The organism is Acinetobacter sp. NBRC 100985 (assembly GCF_000241225.1).
In the GTDB taxonomy this organism is placed as follows: domain Bacteria; phylum Pseudomonadota; class Gammaproteobacteria; order Pseudomonadales; family Moraxellaceae; genus Acinetobacter; species Acinetobacter venetianus.
This window is the reverse complement of the sequence record NZ_BAEB01000028.1, coordinates 55149-73748: the sequence shown is the minus strand read 5'-3', so window position 1 is coordinate 73748 and position 18600 is coordinate 55149. Positions and strand designations below refer to the sequence as shown.

Annotated in this window: 16 protein-coding genes; 9 read left to right on the top strand and 7 right to left on the bottom strand. The window is 38.6% G+C overall.

Annotated elements, in window-relative coordinates:
• The first annotated feature begins 105 nt into the window (after positions 1-105).
• Positions 106-2193 (top strand): DNA polymerase III subunit gamma/tau, encoded by a 2088-nt coding sequence (dnaX, locus tag ACT4_RS11170; protein WP_007482331.1) that lies wholly within the window; start codon positions 106-108, stop codon positions 2191-2193.
• A gap of 46 nt (positions 2194-2239) precedes the next feature.
• Here the strand turns inward: dnaX and ACT4_RS11165 are convergent, their stop codons facing one another.
• Both ACT4_RS11165 and ACT4_RS11160 read right to left on the bottom strand, forming a co-directional pair.
• Positions 2240-2680 (bottom strand): thioesterase family protein, encoded by a 441-nt coding sequence (locus tag ACT4_RS11165; RefSeq protein ID WP_007482329.1) that lies wholly within the window; start codon positions 2678-2680, stop codon positions 2240-2242.
• Positions 2677-3837, bottom strand: coding sequence for an iron-containing alcohol dehydrogenase (locus ACT4_RS11160; protein ID WP_007482327.1), 1161 nt, complete (start codon positions 3835-3837; stop codon positions 2677-2679). The genes ACT4_RS11165 and ACT4_RS11160 overlap by 4 nt, the downstream gene beginning before the upstream one ends.
• Before the next feature lie 176 nt (positions 3838-4013).
• Between ACT4_RS11160 and ACT4_RS11155 the strand changes: the two genes are divergently transcribed.
• From ACT4_RS11155 to ACT4_RS11135, 5 genes are all read left to right on the top strand, one after another.
• On the top strand, positions 4014-4529 hold the full coding sequence (locus ACT4_RS11155; protein WP_007482325.1) for a low molecular weight protein-tyrosine-phosphatase: 516 nt from the start codon (positions 4014-4016) through the stop codon (positions 4527-4529).
• A gap of 12 nt (positions 4530-4541) precedes the next feature.
• A complete protein-coding gene (murB, locus tag ACT4_RS11150) occupies positions 4542-5576 on the top strand; it encodes a UDP-N-acetylmuramate dehydrogenase (RefSeq protein ID WP_007482323.1) in 1035 nt (344 codons plus the stop codon).
• A gap of 8 nt (positions 5577-5584) precedes the next feature.
• Positions 5585-6715 carry a YdcF family protein gene (locus ACT4_RS11145; protein WP_007482321.1) on the top strand — a complete coding sequence of 377 codons (1131 nt, stop codon included), beginning with the start codon at positions 5585-5587 and terminating at the stop codon, positions 6713-6715.
• Positions 6715-7743, top strand: coding sequence for an alpha/beta hydrolase (locus ACT4_RS11140; RefSeq protein WP_007482319.1), 1029 nt, complete (start codon positions 6715-6717; stop codon positions 7741-7743). Before ACT4_RS11145 ends, ACT4_RS11140 begins: the two co-directional genes overlap by 1 nt.
• Before the next feature lie 80 nt (positions 7744-7823).
• Positions 7824-8348: a hypothetical protein gene (locus ACT4_RS11135; protein ID WP_007482317.1), complete on the top strand. Its 525-nt coding sequence runs from the start codon at positions 7824-7826 to the stop codon at positions 8346-8348.
• 99 nt (positions 8349-8447) lie between these two features.
• Here the strand turns inward: ACT4_RS11135 and ACT4_RS11130 are convergent, their stop codons facing one another.
• Positions 8448-10118 (bottom strand): FMN-binding glutamate synthase family protein, encoded by a 1671-nt coding sequence (locus ACT4_RS11130; RefSeq protein WP_007482315.1) that lies wholly within the window; start codon positions 10116-10118, stop codon positions 8448-8450.
• Positions 10119-10636: 518 nt separating this feature from the next.
• On the opposite strand from ACT4_RS11130, the gene hppD reads away from it, so the two are divergent.
• Positions 10637-11692 carry a 4-hydroxyphenylpyruvate dioxygenase gene (gene hppD / locus ACT4_RS11125; protein ID WP_004879259.1) on the top strand — a complete coding sequence of 352 codons (1056 nt, stop codon included), beginning with the start codon at positions 10637-10639 and terminating at the stop codon, positions 11690-11692.
• Positions 11693-11756: 64 nt separating this feature from the next.
• Here hppD and ACT4_RS11120 read toward each other — a convergent pair whose 3' ends face one another.
• The 4 genes from ACT4_RS11120 to fahA form a co-directional block, all read right to left on the bottom strand.
• Positions 11757-12536: an IclR family transcriptional regulator gene (locus ACT4_RS11120; RefSeq protein WP_007482312.1), complete on the bottom strand. Its 780-nt coding sequence runs from the start codon at positions 12534-12536 to the stop codon at positions 11757-11759.
• Between the two features lie 388 nt (positions 12537-12924).
• Positions 12925-13473, bottom strand: coding sequence for a VOC family protein (locus tag ACT4_RS11115; RefSeq protein WP_007482310.1), 549 nt, complete (start codon positions 13471-13473; stop codon positions 12925-12927).
• A gap of 18 nt (positions 13474-13491) precedes the next feature.
• Entirely contained in the window at positions 13492-14124 is a 633-nt protein-coding gene (gene maiA / locus ACT4_RS11110; protein WP_007482308.1) for a maleylacetoacetate isomerase, read from the bottom strand.
• Complete coding sequence (fahA, locus tag ACT4_RS11105; protein WP_007482306.1) at positions 14111-15418, bottom strand: fumarylacetoacetase; 1308 nt, start codon at positions 15416-15418, stop codon at positions 14111-14113. The genes maiA and fahA overlap by 14 nt, the downstream gene beginning before the upstream one ends.
• A gap of 355 nt (positions 15419-15773) precedes the next feature.
• On the opposite strand from fahA, the gene ACT4_RS11100 reads away from it, so the two are divergent.
• A complete protein-coding gene (locus ACT4_RS11100; RefSeq protein WP_007482305.1) occupies positions 15774-17162 on the top strand; it encodes an amino acid permease in 1389 nt (462 codons plus the stop codon).
• Positions 17163-17283: 121 nt separating this feature from the next.
• Entirely contained in the window at positions 17284-18489 is a 1206-nt protein-coding gene (locus ACT4_RS11095; protein ID WP_007482303.1) for an amino acid aminotransferase, read from the top strand.
• Positions 18490-18600 lie beyond the last annotated feature (111 nt).

Here is an 18600-nt window from a genome sequence, read left to right as displayed (position 1 = left end):
GTCCCTTAAAGTAATCGAATGTATTTAATCTTGATCAATTAAACATGTATTCATTTACAGCTCTTTCTAAAAAACAGTATGCTTAAGCTGCAATAAGGAGCATACATGTATCAAGTACTTGCAAGAAAATACAGACCACGTAATTTCAATGAGTTAGTGGGGCAAAACCATGTTTCTCGTGCTTTAACGAGTGCATTAGAACGTGGTCGCTTGCATCATGCTTACTTGTTTACTGGAACGCGTGGTGTCGGTAAAACGACGATTGCTCGTATCTTAGCCAAGTGTTTGAACTGTGAGACAGGTGTAACCTCGACACCCTGTGAAGTTTGTGCCACCTGTAAAGCAGTAAATGAAGGTCGTTTTATTGATCTGATCGAGATTGATGCAGCCTCACGTACCAAAGTAGAAGATACGCGTGAGTTACTTGATAATGTCCCATATGCTCCAACTCAAGGTCGCTTCAAAGTTTATTTGATCGATGAAGTGCACATGCTTTCAACGCATTCGTTTAATGCATTATTGAAAACATTAGAAGAACCACCTGAACATGTAAAATTCTTATTTGCGACAACTGATCCTCAGAAATTGCCGATTACGGTGATTTCACGCTGTTTGCAATTCACACTGCGCCCTTTGGCGGTTGATGAAATTACTGAACATTTAACGGCGATCTTAAATAAAGAACAAATTGATGCAGATCAAGATGCCATTTGGCAAATTGCAGAATCAGCACAAGGCTCTTTACGGGATGCATTATCACTCACAGATCAAGCGATTGCCTATGGTCAGGGTGCAGTACATCATCAAGATGTTAAAGATATGTTAGGTCTGATTGATCGAACGATTATCTATGATTTGATTCTAGCGATTCATCAAAATCAGCAAGCGCGTGTGAGTCAGTTGCTTTTGCAATTTAGGCAGCAAGCTTTAGATGTGTCTTTAGTTCTAGACCAATTGGTTTCGACGCTTCATGAGTTGGCATTGTTGCAGTACCTACCTGATTTAGCGCTTAAATATAGTGAAGAAATCAATCAAAAAATCCTACAGCTTTCGAAGCTTGTGTCTGCACAAGACTTGCAATTGTATTATCAAATCGCTTGCAAAGGGCGTGCTGATTTGCAATTAGCGGTCACGCAAGAGCAGGGTTTCGAGATGTGTGTTTTACGGATGCTTGCGTTTAGACCGATGAGTCTAAATGAGGTGACTGTTCAGGCAGCACCTGTAGTGCAACTCGACCCGCAAAATCAGCAGTTTACTTCAGGTGTCGGTCAAGAAAAACAGTTTGCAGCACCAGTAGAAGTGGCTAGTGTTGAACCTGAACCTGAACCTGAACCTGAACCTGAACCTGAACCTGAACCTGAACCTGAACCTGAACCTGAACCTGAACCTGAACCTGAACCTGAACCTGAACCTGAACCTGAACCTGAACCTGAACCTGAACCTGAACCTGAACCTGAACCTGAACCTGAACCTGCTATGCAAAATCAAGATAGCCATCTCATGGTTTTCGATGCGGAAGATGGTCAGCTGATTGGTTTAGAGCAGGCTGAATCTCAAACAGTAAGTTTTGATATTACTCAGTCAGATGATGTACTCGTTTTTCCTATTGAGCAAAATTCTCAGCAAATTGTGCGGGACGATGCAACCAATCAATTAGTTGATCAGTCAGAAGCATCTATGGTTTCTGAATCTGAAATCATTGAGCCTCTTTTAGAAAAGGCTGTGGCACAGGTTGCATCATCTCAACAGCAAGATGTTGAGATAAATAACTTAATGCCACAAGATATTTTGAAGCTTCCAGTGCAGGTGCTCGAAGGTGAATGGAATTTAGAAAAGTGGGAATATTGGTTTAGAAATAGTGAACTTTCGCCAGCTGTTCAAGAGTTAGCCCAACATGGTGTGATGACGGGACAGATTGATGGTGCATCTGTATTTCATATTCCGCAAGAATATGAGGGAATGTTGACTCAGTTACAACATGCTTTAGAAAGTGCTTTGAAAGAAAATTGGATCAATACTCAATTTTCGGTGAAGTATGGGCAAGTTGATTCCACCACACCATTTGCGATGCAGGCTGTACGTAAGGAAAAAGCATTTCATCGAGCAGTGAACTTGTTACAACAAGAACCAACGTTGAAAGGTTTGATTGAAACCTTTGATGCGGAATTACATAATATTCAGTTAAAGCCCTAAGGTAAAAGCAAAGGTAAAATCGTATTTTCCTTTGCTTTATATATGCTTATTGCGCTAATAAGTAGTCTGTAAGAACATCGCGCATTTCTTGAGGAATCGTGGTGCTCTTTCGATTCTCACGATCTACAAAGACATGCACAAAATGACCTTGCGCAGCAGCTTGGGTTTGTCCTTGCTTGAAAATAGCGAGTTCATATCGAAGTGATGAATTCCCTACTTTGCCTATCGCTACTCCCACTTCAATGATTTCTGGAAAAGATAGCTCTTGTAGAAAACTACAAGCAGAATCGACGACAAGTCCGATAATTTCACTGTGATGAATATCGAAACCTGTTTTTTGAATCAGCAATGAATTAGCGGCGGTATCAAAATAGCTGTAGTAAGTGACATTATTGACATGACCATAAATATCATTGTCAGCCCAGCGAGTCTGAATTGGAAAAAAGAACTTAAATTGTTCGCGGGTTTTTAAAATAGGTTTACTCATGCGTAAATCGCCTGATAAATGTTGAAAGCGTCCTGTTCTGTCATTTCTCTTGGATTGTTCTGCAGTAGTCGAGTCTGTAACATTGCGTCTTTTGCGAGTTGTGGAAGTTTAGCTTCAGGTATATCGAGCGCTTTTAATTTCAAAGTTAGACCACTTTGATCGAGATGGTTTTGCATATGATCAATGAATAGATCGCAGAGACCATCAGTGCAACCAGTACTTCTTGGATCCATGAGTTGCATCAATTCAGCATAGTATTGCTTTGCCTTTGGTGCATTAAATTTTAAAACTTCAACCAGTACTAATGCATTGGTATGACCGTGCGAAAGATGAAAATGCCCACCTAACGGATACGCGAGGGCATGTACTGCACCAACAGGTGCATTTGCAAAAGCTTGTCCTGCCAGCATTGATCCCATCAACATATTTTGACGCGCATCAAGATCACCTCCATCTTTTAAGACTTTTGCTAAGTTGTTGTTGAGCAGTTTTAAAGCATTCTTCGCCAGCATATCAGCATAACAGTTCTTTTTAATATTTGAGGTATAAGCTTCAATTGCATGTACCATCGCATCAATCCCTGTTGCTGCGGTGATATGCGCCGGTAAGCCTTGGGTAAAAGTTGCATCTAATATAGCGACATCCGCGTATAAAACAGGTGAAACAACGCCCATTTTGGTTGTTGCGCCAGTTGTGACAATTGAGATCGGTGTGACTTCTGAACCTGTTCCTGCTGTTGTTGGAATCAGTACAAGAGGCAAACGTGGTGCTTTAGCTTGGTTTACGCCGTAAATATCAGTTAAAGCTTGCTGTTGTTGCGGGTGCGCGAGGAGGGCGATGATTTTCGCAACGTCCATTGAGCTACCGCCACCGAAACCGATAATGACATCAATTTTTTCTTGTTTTGCAAAATCGACTGCTTCTAAAACAATATGTTCTGGCGGATCGGCTTGAATATCTGAGTAAATAATATGTTCAAGAGCAATTAGATTTAAAATATCAACAATTGGCCAGTGAAGTTGATGTTGAATCATGCCAGCATCAGTCACTATCAGGGCTTTATGATAGTTTTGTTGAGTTAAAATATTTTTAAGTTCTTGTATGGAACCAAGCCCCGAGATGATATTGGGAACAGTTTGAAATTGAAATGGGTTCATACATACATCCTTATGTTTTGAATTTGTTCACACTTTATAATTAATCAATTACATCATGAGATAAAATGTTAACAAACCCTAATAAATACAACATTTTTATATGAAGTGACTATAGGTTTCATTGTTCAAATAACTTAACATAAGACGCTGTAAAAAAGTGTAGATTTGAGGTGAATATGCCATCCAAAACGCCATATAAGGTGTTGTGTGTTTGTTTGGGAAATATCTGTCGTTCTCCCACGGCTGAGGCCATTCTTAAACATTATTGTGATGCGCATGGTTTAGATGTAATCGTAGACTCGGCAGGTACAAGTAACTATCACCCGAACAAAGCACCTGATATCCGTAGCCAAAAGCATGCTGCGCAACGTGGTTATGATCTTTCCACACTACGTGCAAGACAAATCACCATCACGGATTTTACTCAGTTTGATCTGATCCTTGCGATGGATCATGAAAACTTTGATGATATTCAGACTTTATTACGAAAAGCAATTCATCAATATGGTACACATCAAATCCGAGCGAAAATCGCTTTGATGAGTGAACATGATCCAAATTTTAAGCAACAAGCCATTCCTGATCCATATTATGGTGGCGCTGATGGATTTGATCGGGTACTAGATCAGTGCGAGTCAAGTAGTCAAGCATGGGTTGAGGTTTTTAAACAACATTTGAATGTAGGGCAATAGGATTCTATTTACATGCATGTACAACAGCAGGTTCAGCTTAAAGCGTTAAATACTTTAAATCTTAATGCCATCGCTTCACATTATATCGAGATTCACCATCCAAATGATGTTGTTGATGCTTTAGCCTTCGCAGAACAACAATCTTTGAATGTTTTAGTGTTGTCTGGCGGTAGCAATGTGTTATTGCCCCAACAAATTGATGCTTTAGTCCTGCATCTCAATATTCAGGGTGTTGACGTTATTGCCGAAGATGAGCGTAGCGTAACTGTTCAAGTTGGAGCAGGTCAGGTATGGCATGATTTTGTCTTATATAGTACGCAGCAGAATTGGTTTGGTTTACAAAATCTTGCGTTGATTCCTGGCTTAGTTGGTGCATCGCCTGTGCAAAATATTGGTGCCTATGGTGTCGAAGCTGGAGAATTTATTGATTCAGTACAAGTATATGATCGTGAGCTAAAACAATTTAGCTCGATCCTTGCTCAAGATTGCCATTTCTCTTATCGGCACAGTATTTTCAAAGATCATCCGAATCGCTATATCATTGTTGCTGTGACTTTTAAATTATTAAAGCATCCTGATTTGAAGTTGAATTATGGTGATTTAAAGCAAGCAGTAGGTGATCTCCTGACTGCTGAAAATTTGCAGAATCAAGTCATTCATATCCGTCAGAGCAAACTTCCAGATCCTAAAGAATTTCCAAATGTCGGGAGTTTCTTTAAAAATCCAATTGTTACGCAAAGTGACTTTGACAAAATTGCACAACAATTTCCAAACATTCCTCATTATCCGCAACCAAATAGCAATGTTAAAGTGGCTGCGGGTTGGCTGATTGACCAAACTGGATGGAAGGGTAAACAGTTGGGTTCAGTAGGTATGTTTCATAAGCAAGCATTGGTTTTGGTCAATTATGCTGATGCTACACTGAATGATGTTCGGAATACCTATCAAGCTGTACAAAGTGATGTAAAACAAAAGTTTAGTATTCGTTTAGAGCCTGAACCTGTGTTATATAGTGAGCAGGGTTTAATTCAAGCTCATGATGAATGAGGAGATATATGGCTAAAGTACATTGGATGGTCAGTTTAGTACGAGTAATTACAATTTTATTCGTACTTTTAGGCAGTTTTGTGCTTTTTTTATACTCGCCATTTTACTCACAGTTTGTTGTGAAAGGGTTGAATTATTTTGTTCCTGTAGATGTAAATGAAGTTGCTGCCGAAAGCCAAAAATCAGCAGCACTGAGTGAACATGAGACCTTAGAACCTGGTTCAGATCTTTGGATTGCGCGTCAGGCTTATCTCAAATTAATGGAAAAAACTTTTCAGTCGGAGAAACCAGAAGATTTAAGATTGATACAAGCTCGTTATAAGTTGCTACAGCAGCTTATTAATGAAGAGCAAGAAAAAGAGAATGAAGAAGCTGAAAAACTTAACATTCCGATGATCAATCAACCAGCTGAACAAGACCAAGAAAGCTCAGCGGTAGCAGCAAGTACACCGCTTGATTTCTTAAAGTGGAATACACCAGATAATCAGGCTTTGATGGAAAAATATGTTTCTTTTTTGGAAACATATCCAATCGAGTTACCTGTTGAAGATGCTGAAAAAGATGAAACCAATAAAGATTTAGTCGAAATCAAAAAAAATAAAGATGGTGTAATCGAGAGCAATAGCTCATCTAAGCCTTATGCAATTGTTGTGTTGGGTGGTGGTTTAACGCTTGGTGCAAATGGTAAAGACATCGTAGTAAATAATTACACTCGGTTACGCTTAGAAAAAACGCTTGAAGTTGAAGAGAAATACGATTTACCGATTGTGCTGAGTGGTGTCGAAGCACCATATATGCAGGCGTGGTTAAAAGAGCGTGGAATAGAGGCAAAATTACTTGAAAATCGAAGTATGAATACCTGCGAGAACTCAAGATTTAGTTCTTTATTACTTCAGAAAAAAGGTGGTGCACCAACAGTAATCTTGATTACTGATGAATACCACATGCCTCGCACACGTCGACTATTTGCATTGAATGGAATAGAAACGGTGCCTGTAATCGCACCAATGCCAACGACTTTAACTCAATGGCGTCCAAGTGAGCAAAACTATGATCATAGCCGCCGTGCGAACTATGAAATGCTTGCTACGATTCGTGATATGTTGTTTGGATCAAGTGATTGTCGGGAGGTACCATAATGTCGAATATTCCTTTTTTAAATCCGACAATTTTAAAACAGCTTGATTTACCTGTTCCTAATCGTGAAACGACACCTCAAGTGCTCGAACCTTTAGATTTATCAAAAAAAAGTGAGGTTTCATTAGCGCTACAAGCTTATCGCAAACTTTATGGTTTGCATTTATTGGATTGTGAACATTGGCAAGGTTATGTAGAAATGCCTTTGTTTCGTCTCCATGTACAAGTATTTCAGCCAAAGCAACAAAAAATACAAGGTACCGTTTGCCTATTGCATGGCTATTTAGAACATAGTGGAATTTATCAACCAATTATTAAAGAAATATTAGATCAAGGTTTTAGTGTTGTTACTTATGACCTTCCTGGGCATGGTTTGAGTAATGGTTCACCTGCGAGTATTCAGAATTTTGATCATTATCAACAAGTTTTACATGCTATTTATGATGCAGTTAGAGGTGCAAAACAGTTACCTAAGCCGTGGTTAGGCATCGGGCAAAGTACAGGTGGTGCGATTTGGATGCACCATTTGTTAGAGTTTGCTGAACGCAGAGAAGACCCGATAGTTGATCGTGTTTTGTTACTTTCTCCATTGATACGCCCTGCAAAAACAGCATGGTGGCATAATTCTGTTGGTTTGGGGATTATTCGTCGAATAAAAAGCCAAGTTCCTCGCCATTTCCGTCGTAATAACCATAATCCTGAATTTCTACGTTTTGTTCGCTTAAAAGACCCATTACAGCCACGGATGATGGGGATGGATTGGATTCTAGCAATGTCAAAATGGATGCTTGAAATGGAGCATCGGCCAGCGTGTAGAATTCCTGTTTGGTTAGCGCAAGGAGCGTTAGATCAAACTGTAGATTGGCGTTATAACATCGAATATATTCGCCGAAAATTTAGATTACAAACATTGTTGATGTTAGAAGAAGGTTCGCATCAATTGATTAATGAGCGTGCAGATATTCGTGCGGCATTAACTGGTTTAATTCCTGCATTTTTACATGCTAAACCAAATAACTATTATTATTAGACTACTTTTTAACTGAATATCAAAATGATAGAATCCCTAACATTATAAAAATTATCAATAAATTATATGTTGGGGTTGTCATGTCAAAATCGATAATACAGATCATTTATGCTTTTTGCTTAATGGGTTTCTGTTATTCTGCCCATGCGCAAGAACTATATAAGTGCGTTACCAATCAAGGGACTTCGTATCAAAGTGGTCCTTGTTCATCTAAAGCAAGTCAAAAAATTGCATGTACTGGTTCTGCTGCTGATGGATTCAATGGGGAGTGTGAATCGCTCGAACAGCGACGTATGCAGGCAATTTCAAATGAGAAAAACGCGTATACGCAAGATTTAGCGAGTAACAAAACTAAAGTTTCGGCAAAGCGATCTGAATTTCAAAGAGCTATGGTACAGTTCCCAGAGTGTAAACAACGTATTATGTATATGGAGCGTCTGGCTCGTTATTCGAGTCATCCGACGCAAACCCTTGAAAATAATAGTCGATTATATGCTGCAAGAATTTGCACTGATGATGGGAGTGTTTATTTGAGCTGTAATGCAGCAACAAATACATTGCTTACTCAAACTAACCCGACATGTTCTTTGAAACGTAAGAGATAAATGTCTATAGGATTTATTTTTTAATCAACTCAATTCTCATTAGAAATTGAACAAATAATCTGAAAAAAGCCATTCTAAATGAACGGCTTTTTTCTTTAATTAAAATTGATTCGCGTCAGCCAATTTCCACATACGATAATAAAAATTCTCATCATCATCTAAATTACCTTGCAGTAATTCATTTTCTTTAAGGAAGAAATGAATTTGTGCATAATTTTTGATTTCACGATCATTCATACGTTGAGCAAGATGGTGGGCTTTAATATCAGAAGGGTGATTTAAACCTGCTGCTGCAATCATTTCAGACAAAGCATGTAAGGTATTTTTGTGAAAGCTAAACACACGTTCAGCTTTACTCGGGACATCAATTGCTTTTTGTCGGTCTTTATCTTGAGTAGCAACGCCAACAGGGCATTGGTTGGTGTGACAACTTTGGGCTTGAATACATCCAACAGCGAACATAAATCCACGAGCAGAGTTCACCCAATCAGCGCCGAGTGCAAAGGTGCTAGCAATATCGAAGGCGCTAATGATTTTACCACTTGCACCGATTTTGACCTGATTGCGTAGACCTGCTCCAACTAAAGTGTTGTGCACAAAACGTAGCCCTTCTCTTAATGGAGTCCCAATATAGTCACTAAATTCAATAGGTGCTGCACCCGTACCACCTTCAGACCCATCCACAACAATAAAGTCAGGAATGATTTTTGTTTCTAGCATCGCTTTTACGATACTCATGAACTGCCAAGGTTGACCGATGCATAGTTTAAAACCAACTGGTTTACCACCAGAAAGCTCTCTTAGCTTTTGAATAAAATGCATCATTTCGATTGGGGTATTAAAGCTTGGATGCTTAGATGGAGAAATACAGTCATGGTCACGAGAAACACCACGAATTTGAGCAATTTCTTCGGTAATTTTATGTTTAGGTAAAATACCACCATGACCAGGTTTAGCACCTTGAGAAAGCTTAAGCTCAATCATTTTGATTTGAGGTTGTTTCGCTTGTGCCGCAAATTTTTCAGGATCAAATAGTCCTTCTGGTGTACGGCAGCCAAAGTATCCACTCGCAATTTGCCAAACGATATCGCCACCGTTTTCTAAATGATAGGGACTCAGACTTCCTTCACCTGTATCGTGGTAGAAATGTCCCAGTTTTGCACCTTTGTTCAAAGCGCGAATTGCATTGGCGCTCAAGCTTCCAAAACTCATCGCTGATATATTCAGAATAGAAGCACTATAAGGCTGGCTACATTGCAAATTGCCAATTTGAACTCGGAAGCTTGCTGGATCAGCAGGTGGGCAAGGGGCAATTGAGTGAACAATGAACCGATAATTTGGCTCATACACATCTATGATTGATCCAAAAGGTTTATCCGCATTTTCATTTTTTGCACGTTGATAAACGAGACTACGTTGCATACGTGAAAATGGTAATGCATCTTGATCTGCCTCAATAAAATATTGGCGAATTTCAGGGCGTACATCTTCAAAGAAAAAACGGAAATGTCCCAAGATTGGATAGTTTTTTAAGATGGAGTGTTTCTTTTGCAGTAAATCATGAAGACCAACAAGACTCAGTAGGCTAGTCACTACCCATAGCCCATTTAATAACGTGTCTGAGATGAAATAATAAATGGTCTGTGGCGTATAAATTGTTTTAAACCAAGTAATTGTTAAAGCAATAAAAATACATAGGAACCAAACGGAATGTCTTGAAAAAAAGGTATTAAGTAATTTATGTCGTATAGCTTGTGCTGGACTAGCCATTGGCAAGGGATTCCTAAATTAAGTAATGGGTTCACGATGCCAAGAACGATGTATAACTACAAGTAATGAATTGTTAGATATGAGAATTATTCTCCATTTAAAAGTTTATCATTTGTTATATTCAGACCAATGTCGAGTTTAGGTTTAGCCTTATTTCTCTTCTAATATCGGTTTTACTTGAAGCATATGCAGATATGTAAGTGACTTCTAAAAGATTATAAAATTACATATAACATAATTTAATTATGTATTGCATAAATTAAATCTTTCTTGTAGCATGAATGTCATGGTTGAGAGCCAAAGCAAAAAACTGTATTTTTCACGTTTGCTTTGGTGAGCTCATGGAAGGAAAAGGCAGTACATGGATGCTTTTACATATTTATAAAAACACCTGTTACCTTTCCTAACAACGTGCACAAGCGTTAATCATGCTAGATGGTTTATGATGACTATAGTGATTGACATTGTGTTCAGCTTAAAACGGATGAATTTATCTAATATAAGATAAGGGAAACTAGATGGACATTTTAGATAACCCATTAGAACTATGTGGCTTTGCTTTTATTGAGTTTGTTTCGACGGAAAATGGATTAGATCAGATCTTTGAAACAATCGGTTTTACAAAAGTTGCAAAGCATAAATCTAAAAAAGTTTATTTATGGCGCCAAGGTAATATCAATATTATCTTGAACTATCAGCCAGAATCTTATGCTTCATTCTTCTACAAGGAACATGGTCCTTCAGCATGCGCAATGGGTTTTAGAACTCGTGATGCTGCGAAAGCATTCAAAAATGCAATCGAATTGGGCGCAGAGCCTATGTATTCACAAGCAGGGCCGATGGAGTTAAATATCCCTGCGATTAAAGGGATTGGTGGTATGCCAATTTTCCTTGTAGATCGTGATATTTATGAAAATGATTTTATTTTCTTTGACGATGTTGAAAAAAATCCGCGTGGCGCAGGTTTAAATGAAATCGACCATTTAACACATAATGTTTATAAAGGTCGTATGGATTACTGGGCGAATTTCTACGAGAAAATCTTTAATTTCCAAGAAATTCGTTACTTTGACATCAAAGGTGAATATACAGGTTTAACGTCAAAAGCATTGACTGCACCAGACGGTATGATTCGTATTCCTCTCAATGAGGACTCTGATAAGGGCAATGGTCAGATTGCTGAATTCCTTGCTGATTTTAATGGTGAAGGCATCCAACATATCGCATTCATTACAGATGATTTAGTTTCAACGTGGGATAAGTTAAAAGGCTTAGGTCTTAAATTTATGACACCACCACCAGAAACCTATTATGAAATGTTAAATGAGCGTTTACCTGAACATGGTGAGCCGACGGATGAGTTGAAGAAACGCGGCATTCTCTTGGATGGTAATACCAAAGAGGGCGAGAAAAAGCTGTTGTTACAGATATTCTCTGAAAATATGCTTGGGCCTGTATTCTTTGAATTTATTCAACGTAAAGATGATGATGGTTTTGGTGAAGGTAACTTCAAAGCGTTATTTGAATCAATTGAACGTGATCAAATCCGCCGTGGTGTGCTAGAAGCTAAATAAGCAAATATCAAATCAAAAAAGCCAAGATCAATATCTTGGCTTTTTTATTGAATAAGAAAAATAATTAACGTGTTTTAATATATTGATTAATTGCAGCTACTTCGCGTTTAAACAGTTCTAGCTTTTCACTACCATCATGAACAGGTAGGAACATTTCACTATCTAGTGCAACGATACAAAATTCCATTGCTTGATGTGCATTAAAGATTGGTAGACCAACAGCATTGATCCCAACCAATAAATCACCTTTTGCAACAGCCATGCCTTGTTGCAGGATATTCTCTTTTAAAGGTAAAAACTCACCCCAGCTCGAAGGCTTAATTTGATAATGATTTTGAACTGCTTTTTCCCACTCTGCAGACATTAAAGGTTGAATGACTGCTTCAGGTAAATAAGAAGCAAATACACGACCAGCAGCAGAGTTTACTAAAGGCATGATTGAACCAACCTTGGTCACAATCGAAATAGGATGGTTAGATTCAATAGATTGAACGACTAAAGGGCCTTTAGGAGACCACTTGCTAATTTGAATACCACAACCAATCTTGCTTTGCAGATCATAAATCAGATGTTGTACAAGCTGTAAAACATCAGTGTGTTGAATACAATTTAAGCCTAAACGCCAAGCTTGATCTCCAAGCGCATACTGGCCAGCATCGAGTTGCTTTGCGTAATTCATGCGGATAAGACTCACTAAATAGCGATGCACTTTGGCTGGATGCATATCTAATTTGCTTGATAAGTCTTTTAAAATAATCGGTTTGTTATGCTCTAAAAGTGCATTAAGTACAGATAAACCGACCTCGAGTGATTGAACGCCACCAGATAATTTTTCTTCAATCATTCACTAACCCTTAATCCGCATTTATCCAGTTGTATTTGTTTCAAGTAGATATTCAATGTTACACATGATGCCTGAGCATTTTTCAAAATAGAAATCATCTTTTTGAATGATGCAAATAGGCGAATTCTATAAGTAAATAACGACTCAAAAATGAGTTTTTACTTTTGTTCATATAGCAGCAGAATACAACAAAAGTTTGCTTATTGATCATTCTTGAGCGATAAAAAATCGGCATTGAAGACAATCTGCTCCAATGCCGATGCGCTGAAAAATGATTAAGCAGCAATTCGGTTTCGAATCTGAATATCCGTTGCTGCTGGAATGTCATAAAAACCTCAAGCGGCAATGATGTATTCATCTTTGCCAATACCATGCTGCGATGTTTTGACTATACTCCTAATTCTTCTTCATGAAGGAAATGAGTATGGTGAGGCGCACGTTTAGTACGGCTCCATTCATCTAACATCTCGAGTTTCATTTCTTCGGTAATACGTGCAATTTTCGCATCTGCGTGAACATCATTATAAGTGAGTTCTAGGCGATGACCGTTTGGATCGAAGAAATAAATAGAGTGGAAAATACCGTGATTGGTTACGCCTAATACTTTCACACCATTTTCTTCTAAGTGTTTTTTTGCACGTAACAAAGCGTCTTGGTCTTCAACTTCAAAAGCAATATGTTGTACCCATTGCGGTGTATTCTCATCACGACCCATTTCAGGTTGCGTTGGCAGTTCAAAAAATGCCAGTACATTGCCTTGTCCAGCATCTAAGAATAAATGCATATAAGGATCAAAGGCTTTGGTCGAAGGAACGTGGTCTTCTGCAAATGCCAAGATGAAATCCATATTGAGCATTTTTTTGTACCACTCAACCGTTTCTTTGGCATCTTTACAGCGGTACGCGACGTGGTGAATTTTTTTAATTGCAAAGCTCATCATAAAACTCCTTTTTCTTTATTCCCAATCTGGTTGTTGTTCTGGTGCGGCATGTAAAAATGCTGGGATGGTAAGACAGTGTTGATAAATTGATTCAATCTTGGGAAACGGGCTCAAATCTACTTTGAAGCGTTTTGCGTTGTAGACTTGGGGAATCAAGCAACAGTCAGCAATTGTGGCTGAATTTCCGAAACAGAATTGACCATTTGAACGCTGCAATTGCACTTCAAGACTTTTAAAGCCTTCTAAAATCCAATGTTGATACCATTGGCTTTTTTGTTCGTTGGTTAAGCTCAGTTCATCTTGTAAGTATTTCAGCACTCTTAAATTGTTGAGTGGATGAATATCGCAAGCGATTGCTTGAGCAAAGGCACGAATTTTGGCACGCTCAATCAAATTTTTAGGCAATAAGGCTGTTGCTGGATAGCGTTCTTCCAAATATTCCAAAATGCTTAGAGATTGCAGCAAACTTTGCTCTTCATCAATCAGGGTTGGAACTAGTTGGCTAGGATTCAATACGCTATATTCGGCTTGCTGCTGTTCATTTTTAACCAAATGAACTGCTTGAGTCGCATAATCGAGACCTTTGAGATTCAAAGCGATCCGTACTCGATAAGCTGCGGAGCTACGAAAGTAACTATACAGTTTCATAGCTTGCTTCCTCTTTTTCAGTAAAGCGAAAGCTTTTTGCAGCTAAGACCTTATTTGAAACTTCGCCGAAGCCAACACGAATACCATTTTTTTCACAATAACCTTTCATGATGACGCGGTCGCCGTCTTCCAAAAAGCCACGTTTTTCACCATTTGAAAGGGTTAATGGTTTGGTCGTATTCCACGTTAATTCAAGCAAGCTGCCATACGAGTTTTCAGTTGGACCTGAAATCGTACCCGATCCCATAAGATCACCAACTTGAACATTACAACCTGCAATGGTGTGGTGAGTGAGTTGTTGAGCCATCGACCAATACATATATTTGAAGTTGGTTTCGCAGATCACATCAGTTTGTTGCGATTTAGGGCTTTGTACTTCTACGCTGAGATGAATGTCATAGCTATTCACAACGTTTTCTTCTAAGTAGCACAGTGGTTTTGGTTCTTGAGTTGGGCCTTTTACTTTAAATGGTTCAAGAGCTTCCATCGTAACAACCCAAGGCGAAATAGCGCTCGCAAAAGTTTTTGCATTGAAAGGGCCAAGAGGCACATATTCCCATTGTTGAATATCACGTGCTGACCAGTCATTGAGTAAAACCATACCGAAGATATGATCCCATGCATCTTCAATGGCAATTGGCTGCCCCAGTTCAGTTGCTTTACCGACTACAAAAGCTGTTTCTAATTCAAAATCCAGCTTGCGTGTTGCAGAGAAAATTGGACGATCTTCATTTGGCTGTTTGATTTGTCCAGATGGGCGGATAATATCTTTACCGCTGACGATCACTGAGCTTGCACGACCATTATATCCGACAGGAAGTTCGCTCCAGTTTGGTAAAAGCGCATTCTTTGGATCTCTAAACATCGTACCTACATTGGTCGCATGTTCTTTAGACGAATAGAAATCGGTATAGCCAGGCACTTGTAGAGGTAAGTGTAAAGTTACCATATTTTGTTTAAAAAAAGCTTGTTGGCGTAATTCCGTATTATCACGAAGCGTTGGATTGTCCGCTGAAAGTAGACTTTGTAATGTTTGACGTACTTTTTGCCAGTTTGCTTTACCTGAATCTATAAATTTATTGAGTGTTGGCTGATTGAAATAGCGAATATTTTCATTGAGTTGTAGTAAACCATGCGTTTCTAAAGCAGCAAGGTCAAGGACTAAATCACCAATTGCAACACCAACACGTTTGTTACCGTCAGGTGTTTCACTAAAAATACCATATGGCAAATTATGCATTGTGAAATCTGATAGAGCTTGAATCTCAACAAAAGAGCTTAAATTCTGTGCCATGATTTACTTTCCTTGTCTTTAATTCTATCTGGACGAAGCCATAAATTTTACTTTTTCCTCATCATCTTATTGAAAAATATGTAGATACTCTCAGTTGAGTAGCAATAATTTCCTGTGATCAAGAAGAAGGATTAACCGTTATGAGTTCTATCATACTTAAATTTATTAATTACGCAATACATAATTTAATTACATATTTCATAATTATTGTTATTTGTTAAATTTTCTGCTTATATGCGCGGTTATGAGAAAAGTAAATTAATTATTTTTCGATCAACTATAGGCATTTTTGATTAATTTATGATATACGTAATTTAATACAAAAAAATTACGTGACAAGGATGAGAATAATCATATGTCAAAACCAGAGCAAGGAAATCTGAAACACGGTTTGAGCAATCGACACATCCAGCTTATCGCGCTAGGTGGTGCAATTGGTACAGGACTGTTTCTTGGTATTTCACAATCAATCAAGCTTGCAGGACCTTCAGTTATTTTAGGTTATGCAATCGCAGGCTTTATTGCATTTCTAATGATGCGTCAGTTAGGAGAAATGGTTGTACAAGAACCTGTAAGTGGTTCTTTTAGTCATTTCGCATACAAATACTGGGGTTCATTTGCAGGCTTTATGTCAGGCTGGAACTACTGGGTACTCAATGTTTTAGTGTGTATGGCCGAATTAAGTGCAATTGGGCTTTATATACAATATTGGTGGCCAGAAATCCCGACATGGGCTTCAGCTTTAGCCTTCTTTATTTTGATTAACGGTATCAATTTATTACACGTCAAATTCTTTGGCGAAATGGAATTTTGGTTCTCTATTGTTAAAATTCTTGCAATTTTGGCGATGATTGCCTTCGGTTCATATTTACTTGCGACAGGAACAGCAGGACCTCAAGCAGGCATCAGCAATCTTTGGGCACTCGGTGGATTCTTTCCATTTGGTGTAGAAGGTTTAGTCATGGCAATGGCTGTGATCATTTTTGCTTTTGGTGGTATCGAACTATTTGGTATTACGGCTGCCGAAGCACGTGATCCTGACAAAACCTTACCTAAAGCTGTAAATCAAATTATTTATCGTATTTTGATTTTCTATATTGCGACATTGTTTGTTTTATTTGCACTTTTCCCATGGAATCAAATGGCAGAGGGCGGTAGTCCATTCGTGATGGTCTTTGCTTCATTAGACAGCCAAGGTGTTGCGACGCTTTTGAACTTTGTAATATTAACTGCTGCTGTGTCGGTTTATAACGGCACAAGTTATTGCAGCAGTCGTATGTTATTAGGTTTGGCTGAGCAAGGTAATGCACCTAAGTTTCTAAAGAAAATTAATAAGCGCGGTATTCCAACCAACGCCGTATATGTATCTGCTTTTGTGACGGTGCTTTGTGTACTGTTGAATTATGCGTTCCCTGATAAAGCCTTTGGCTTGCTAATGATGTTGGTGGTTGCAGCGATTGTAATTAACTGGATTGTTATTTCGTGGACACACTTGAAGTTCCGTAAGGCGATGTTAGCAGAAGGGCAAACGACTAAGTTTCCGAGTATTGCTTATCCATTTAGTAACTACCTTTGCATCGTATTCATGTTGTGTATTCTTGTAGTGATGTCATTGACTGCGGATATGCGTATTGCGGTGATGATGATTCCAGCTTGGATTCTGTGCTTAATGTTTGCTTATTACATGAAGCAACGTAAGTTGAAAAATGCACAACCAAGCGTTGCATATAATGCTGATGTATAAGCTTTAGATTTTCACTCTAAATTTTGGATAGGATTGAGTTTATCCTCAGTCCTATTTTCTTTTTATCTTTTGTTATAAAAGAACGGTGGAAGTGATGACCGTTCAAAAAAGGACATTGTTAATGTTTCAACATATCCCACCTTATGCAGGCGATCCAATCCTCTCTTTAATGGAACAGTTTAATGCTGATTCTCGCGCTGAAAAGGTTAACCTGAGTATTGGTTTGTACTATAACGAAGACAGTATCGTTCCTCAGCTTGATACCATTATCGAAGCTCAAAAACGTATTGCGGCTAAAAAAGATAAAACCAAACTTTATCTCCCAATGGAAGGCTTCAAACCATACCGTGATGCGATTCAAGCATTATTGTTTGGTACAAACAGCCCGGCAATTCAACAAGGTCGTGTTGCTACCATTCAAACTTTGGGTGGTTCAGGTGCATTAAAAGTCGGTGCAGATTTCTTAAAAACTTATTTTCCAAATTCAGAAGTTTGGGTGAGCCAACCAACGTGGGATAACCATGTTGCGATCTTCAACGGCGCTGGCATCAAGAGCAACTTCTATCCATATTTTGATGCTAAAACACGTGGTGTTGATTTTGATGGTATGTTGTCAACATTAAAAACTTTGTCAGAACAAAGCATCGTGTTATTACACCCTTGCTGCCACAACCCAACAGGTGCGGATTTAAATCCAGCACAATGGGATCAAGTGATTGCAGTGTTAAAAGAGCGTAATCTGACTCCATTCCTCGACATCGCTTATCAAGGCTTTGGCGATGGTATGGAGCAAGATGCTTATGCAATCCGTGCTTTAGACCAAGCGGGCTTGAACTTTATTGTCAGCAACTCTTTCTCTAAAATTTTCTCACTGTATGGGGAGCGTGTTGGTGGTTTAACTTTCGTATGTGATGATGCTGAAGCCGCAAAATGCACATTCGGCCAGTTAAAAGCAACAGTACGTCGTATCTACTCTAGCCCACCAACAACAGGTGCATGGTTGGTTGATCAAGTACTCAATGACGCCGATCTCAACCAACAATGGCAGGGCGAAGTCAAAGAGATGCGTGAGCGTATTATTAAAATGCGTAGCATCTTAAAAGATGAGTTGACTAAAGCCTTACCTGATCGTGACTTTAGCTACCTTGTGAATCAAAAAGGGATGTTTAGCTATACAGGTTTAACGGCTGAACAAGTCGATACATTACGTGAAGAATATGCGATCTACTTAGTTCGTAGTGGTCGTATTTGTGTGGCTGGTTTAAACATGAACAATGTTTATAAAGTTGCCAAAGCAATGGCTGAAGTATTGGCGAAGTCAGCTTGATACCATCAAGAAAATAGAGCCGAGAGGCTCTATTTTTTTATAAAAATAAAGAAAAAGTATTGATCATTCTCTATCTAGAGTTAAGAACTCAATGTTTAAATAAGATAGAAT

Coding starts and splice junctions, on each gene's coding strand:
- dnaX (WP_007482331.1), top strand. CDS start 106: ATGTATCAAGTACTTGCAAGAAAATACAGACCACGTAATTTCAATGAG.
- ACT4_RS11165 (WP_007482329.1), bottom strand. CDS start 2,680: ATGAGTAAACCTATTTTAAAAACCCGCGAACAATTTAAGTTCTTTTTT.
- ACT4_RS11160 (WP_007482327.1), bottom strand. CDS start 3,837: ATGAACCCATTTCAATTTCAAACTGTTCCCAATATCATCTCGGGGCTT.
- ACT4_RS11155 (WP_007482325.1), top strand. CDS start 4,014: ATGCCATCCAAAACGCCATATAAGGTGTTGTGTGTTTGTTTGGGAAAT.
- murB (WP_007482323.1), top strand. CDS start 4,542: ATGCATGTACAACAGCAGGTTCAGCTTAAAGCGTTAAATACTTTAAAT.
- ACT4_RS11145 (WP_007482321.1), top strand. CDS start 5,585: ATGGCTAAAGTACATTGGATGGTCAGTTTAGTACGAGTAATTACAATT.
- ACT4_RS11140 (WP_007482319.1), top strand. CDS start 6,715: ATGTCGAATATTCCTTTTTTAAATCCGACAATTTTAAAACAGCTTGAT.
- ACT4_RS11135 (WP_007482317.1), top strand. CDS start 7,824: ATGTCAAAATCGATAATACAGATCATTTATGCTTTTTGCTTAATGGGT.
- ACT4_RS11130 (WP_007482315.1), bottom strand. CDS start 10,118: ATGGCTAGTCCAGCACAAGCTATACGACATAAATTACTTAATACCTTT.
- hppD (WP_004879259.1), top strand. CDS start 10,637: ATGGACATTTTAGATAACCCATTAGAACTATGTGGCTTTGCTTTTATT.
- ACT4_RS11120 (WP_007482312.1), bottom strand. CDS start 12,536: ATGATTGAAGAAAAATTATCTGGTGGCGTTCAATCACTCGAGGTCGGT.
- ACT4_RS11115 (WP_007482310.1), bottom strand. CDS start 13,473: ATGAGCTTTGCAATTAAAAAAATTCACCACGTCGCGTACCGCTGTAAA.
- maiA (WP_007482308.1), bottom strand. CDS start 14,124: ATGAAACTGTATAGTTACTTTCGTAGCTCCGCAGCTTATCGAGTACGG.
- fahA (WP_007482306.1), bottom strand. CDS start 15,418: ATGGCACAGAATTTAAGCTCTTTTGTTGAGATTCAAGCTCTATCAGAT.
- ACT4_RS11100 (WP_007482305.1), top strand. CDS start 15,774: ATGTCAAAACCAGAGCAAGGAAATCTGAAACACGGTTTGAGCAATCGA.
- ACT4_RS11095 (WP_007482303.1), top strand. CDS start 17,284: ATGTTTCAACATATCCCACCTTATGCAGGCGATCCAATCCTCTCTTTA.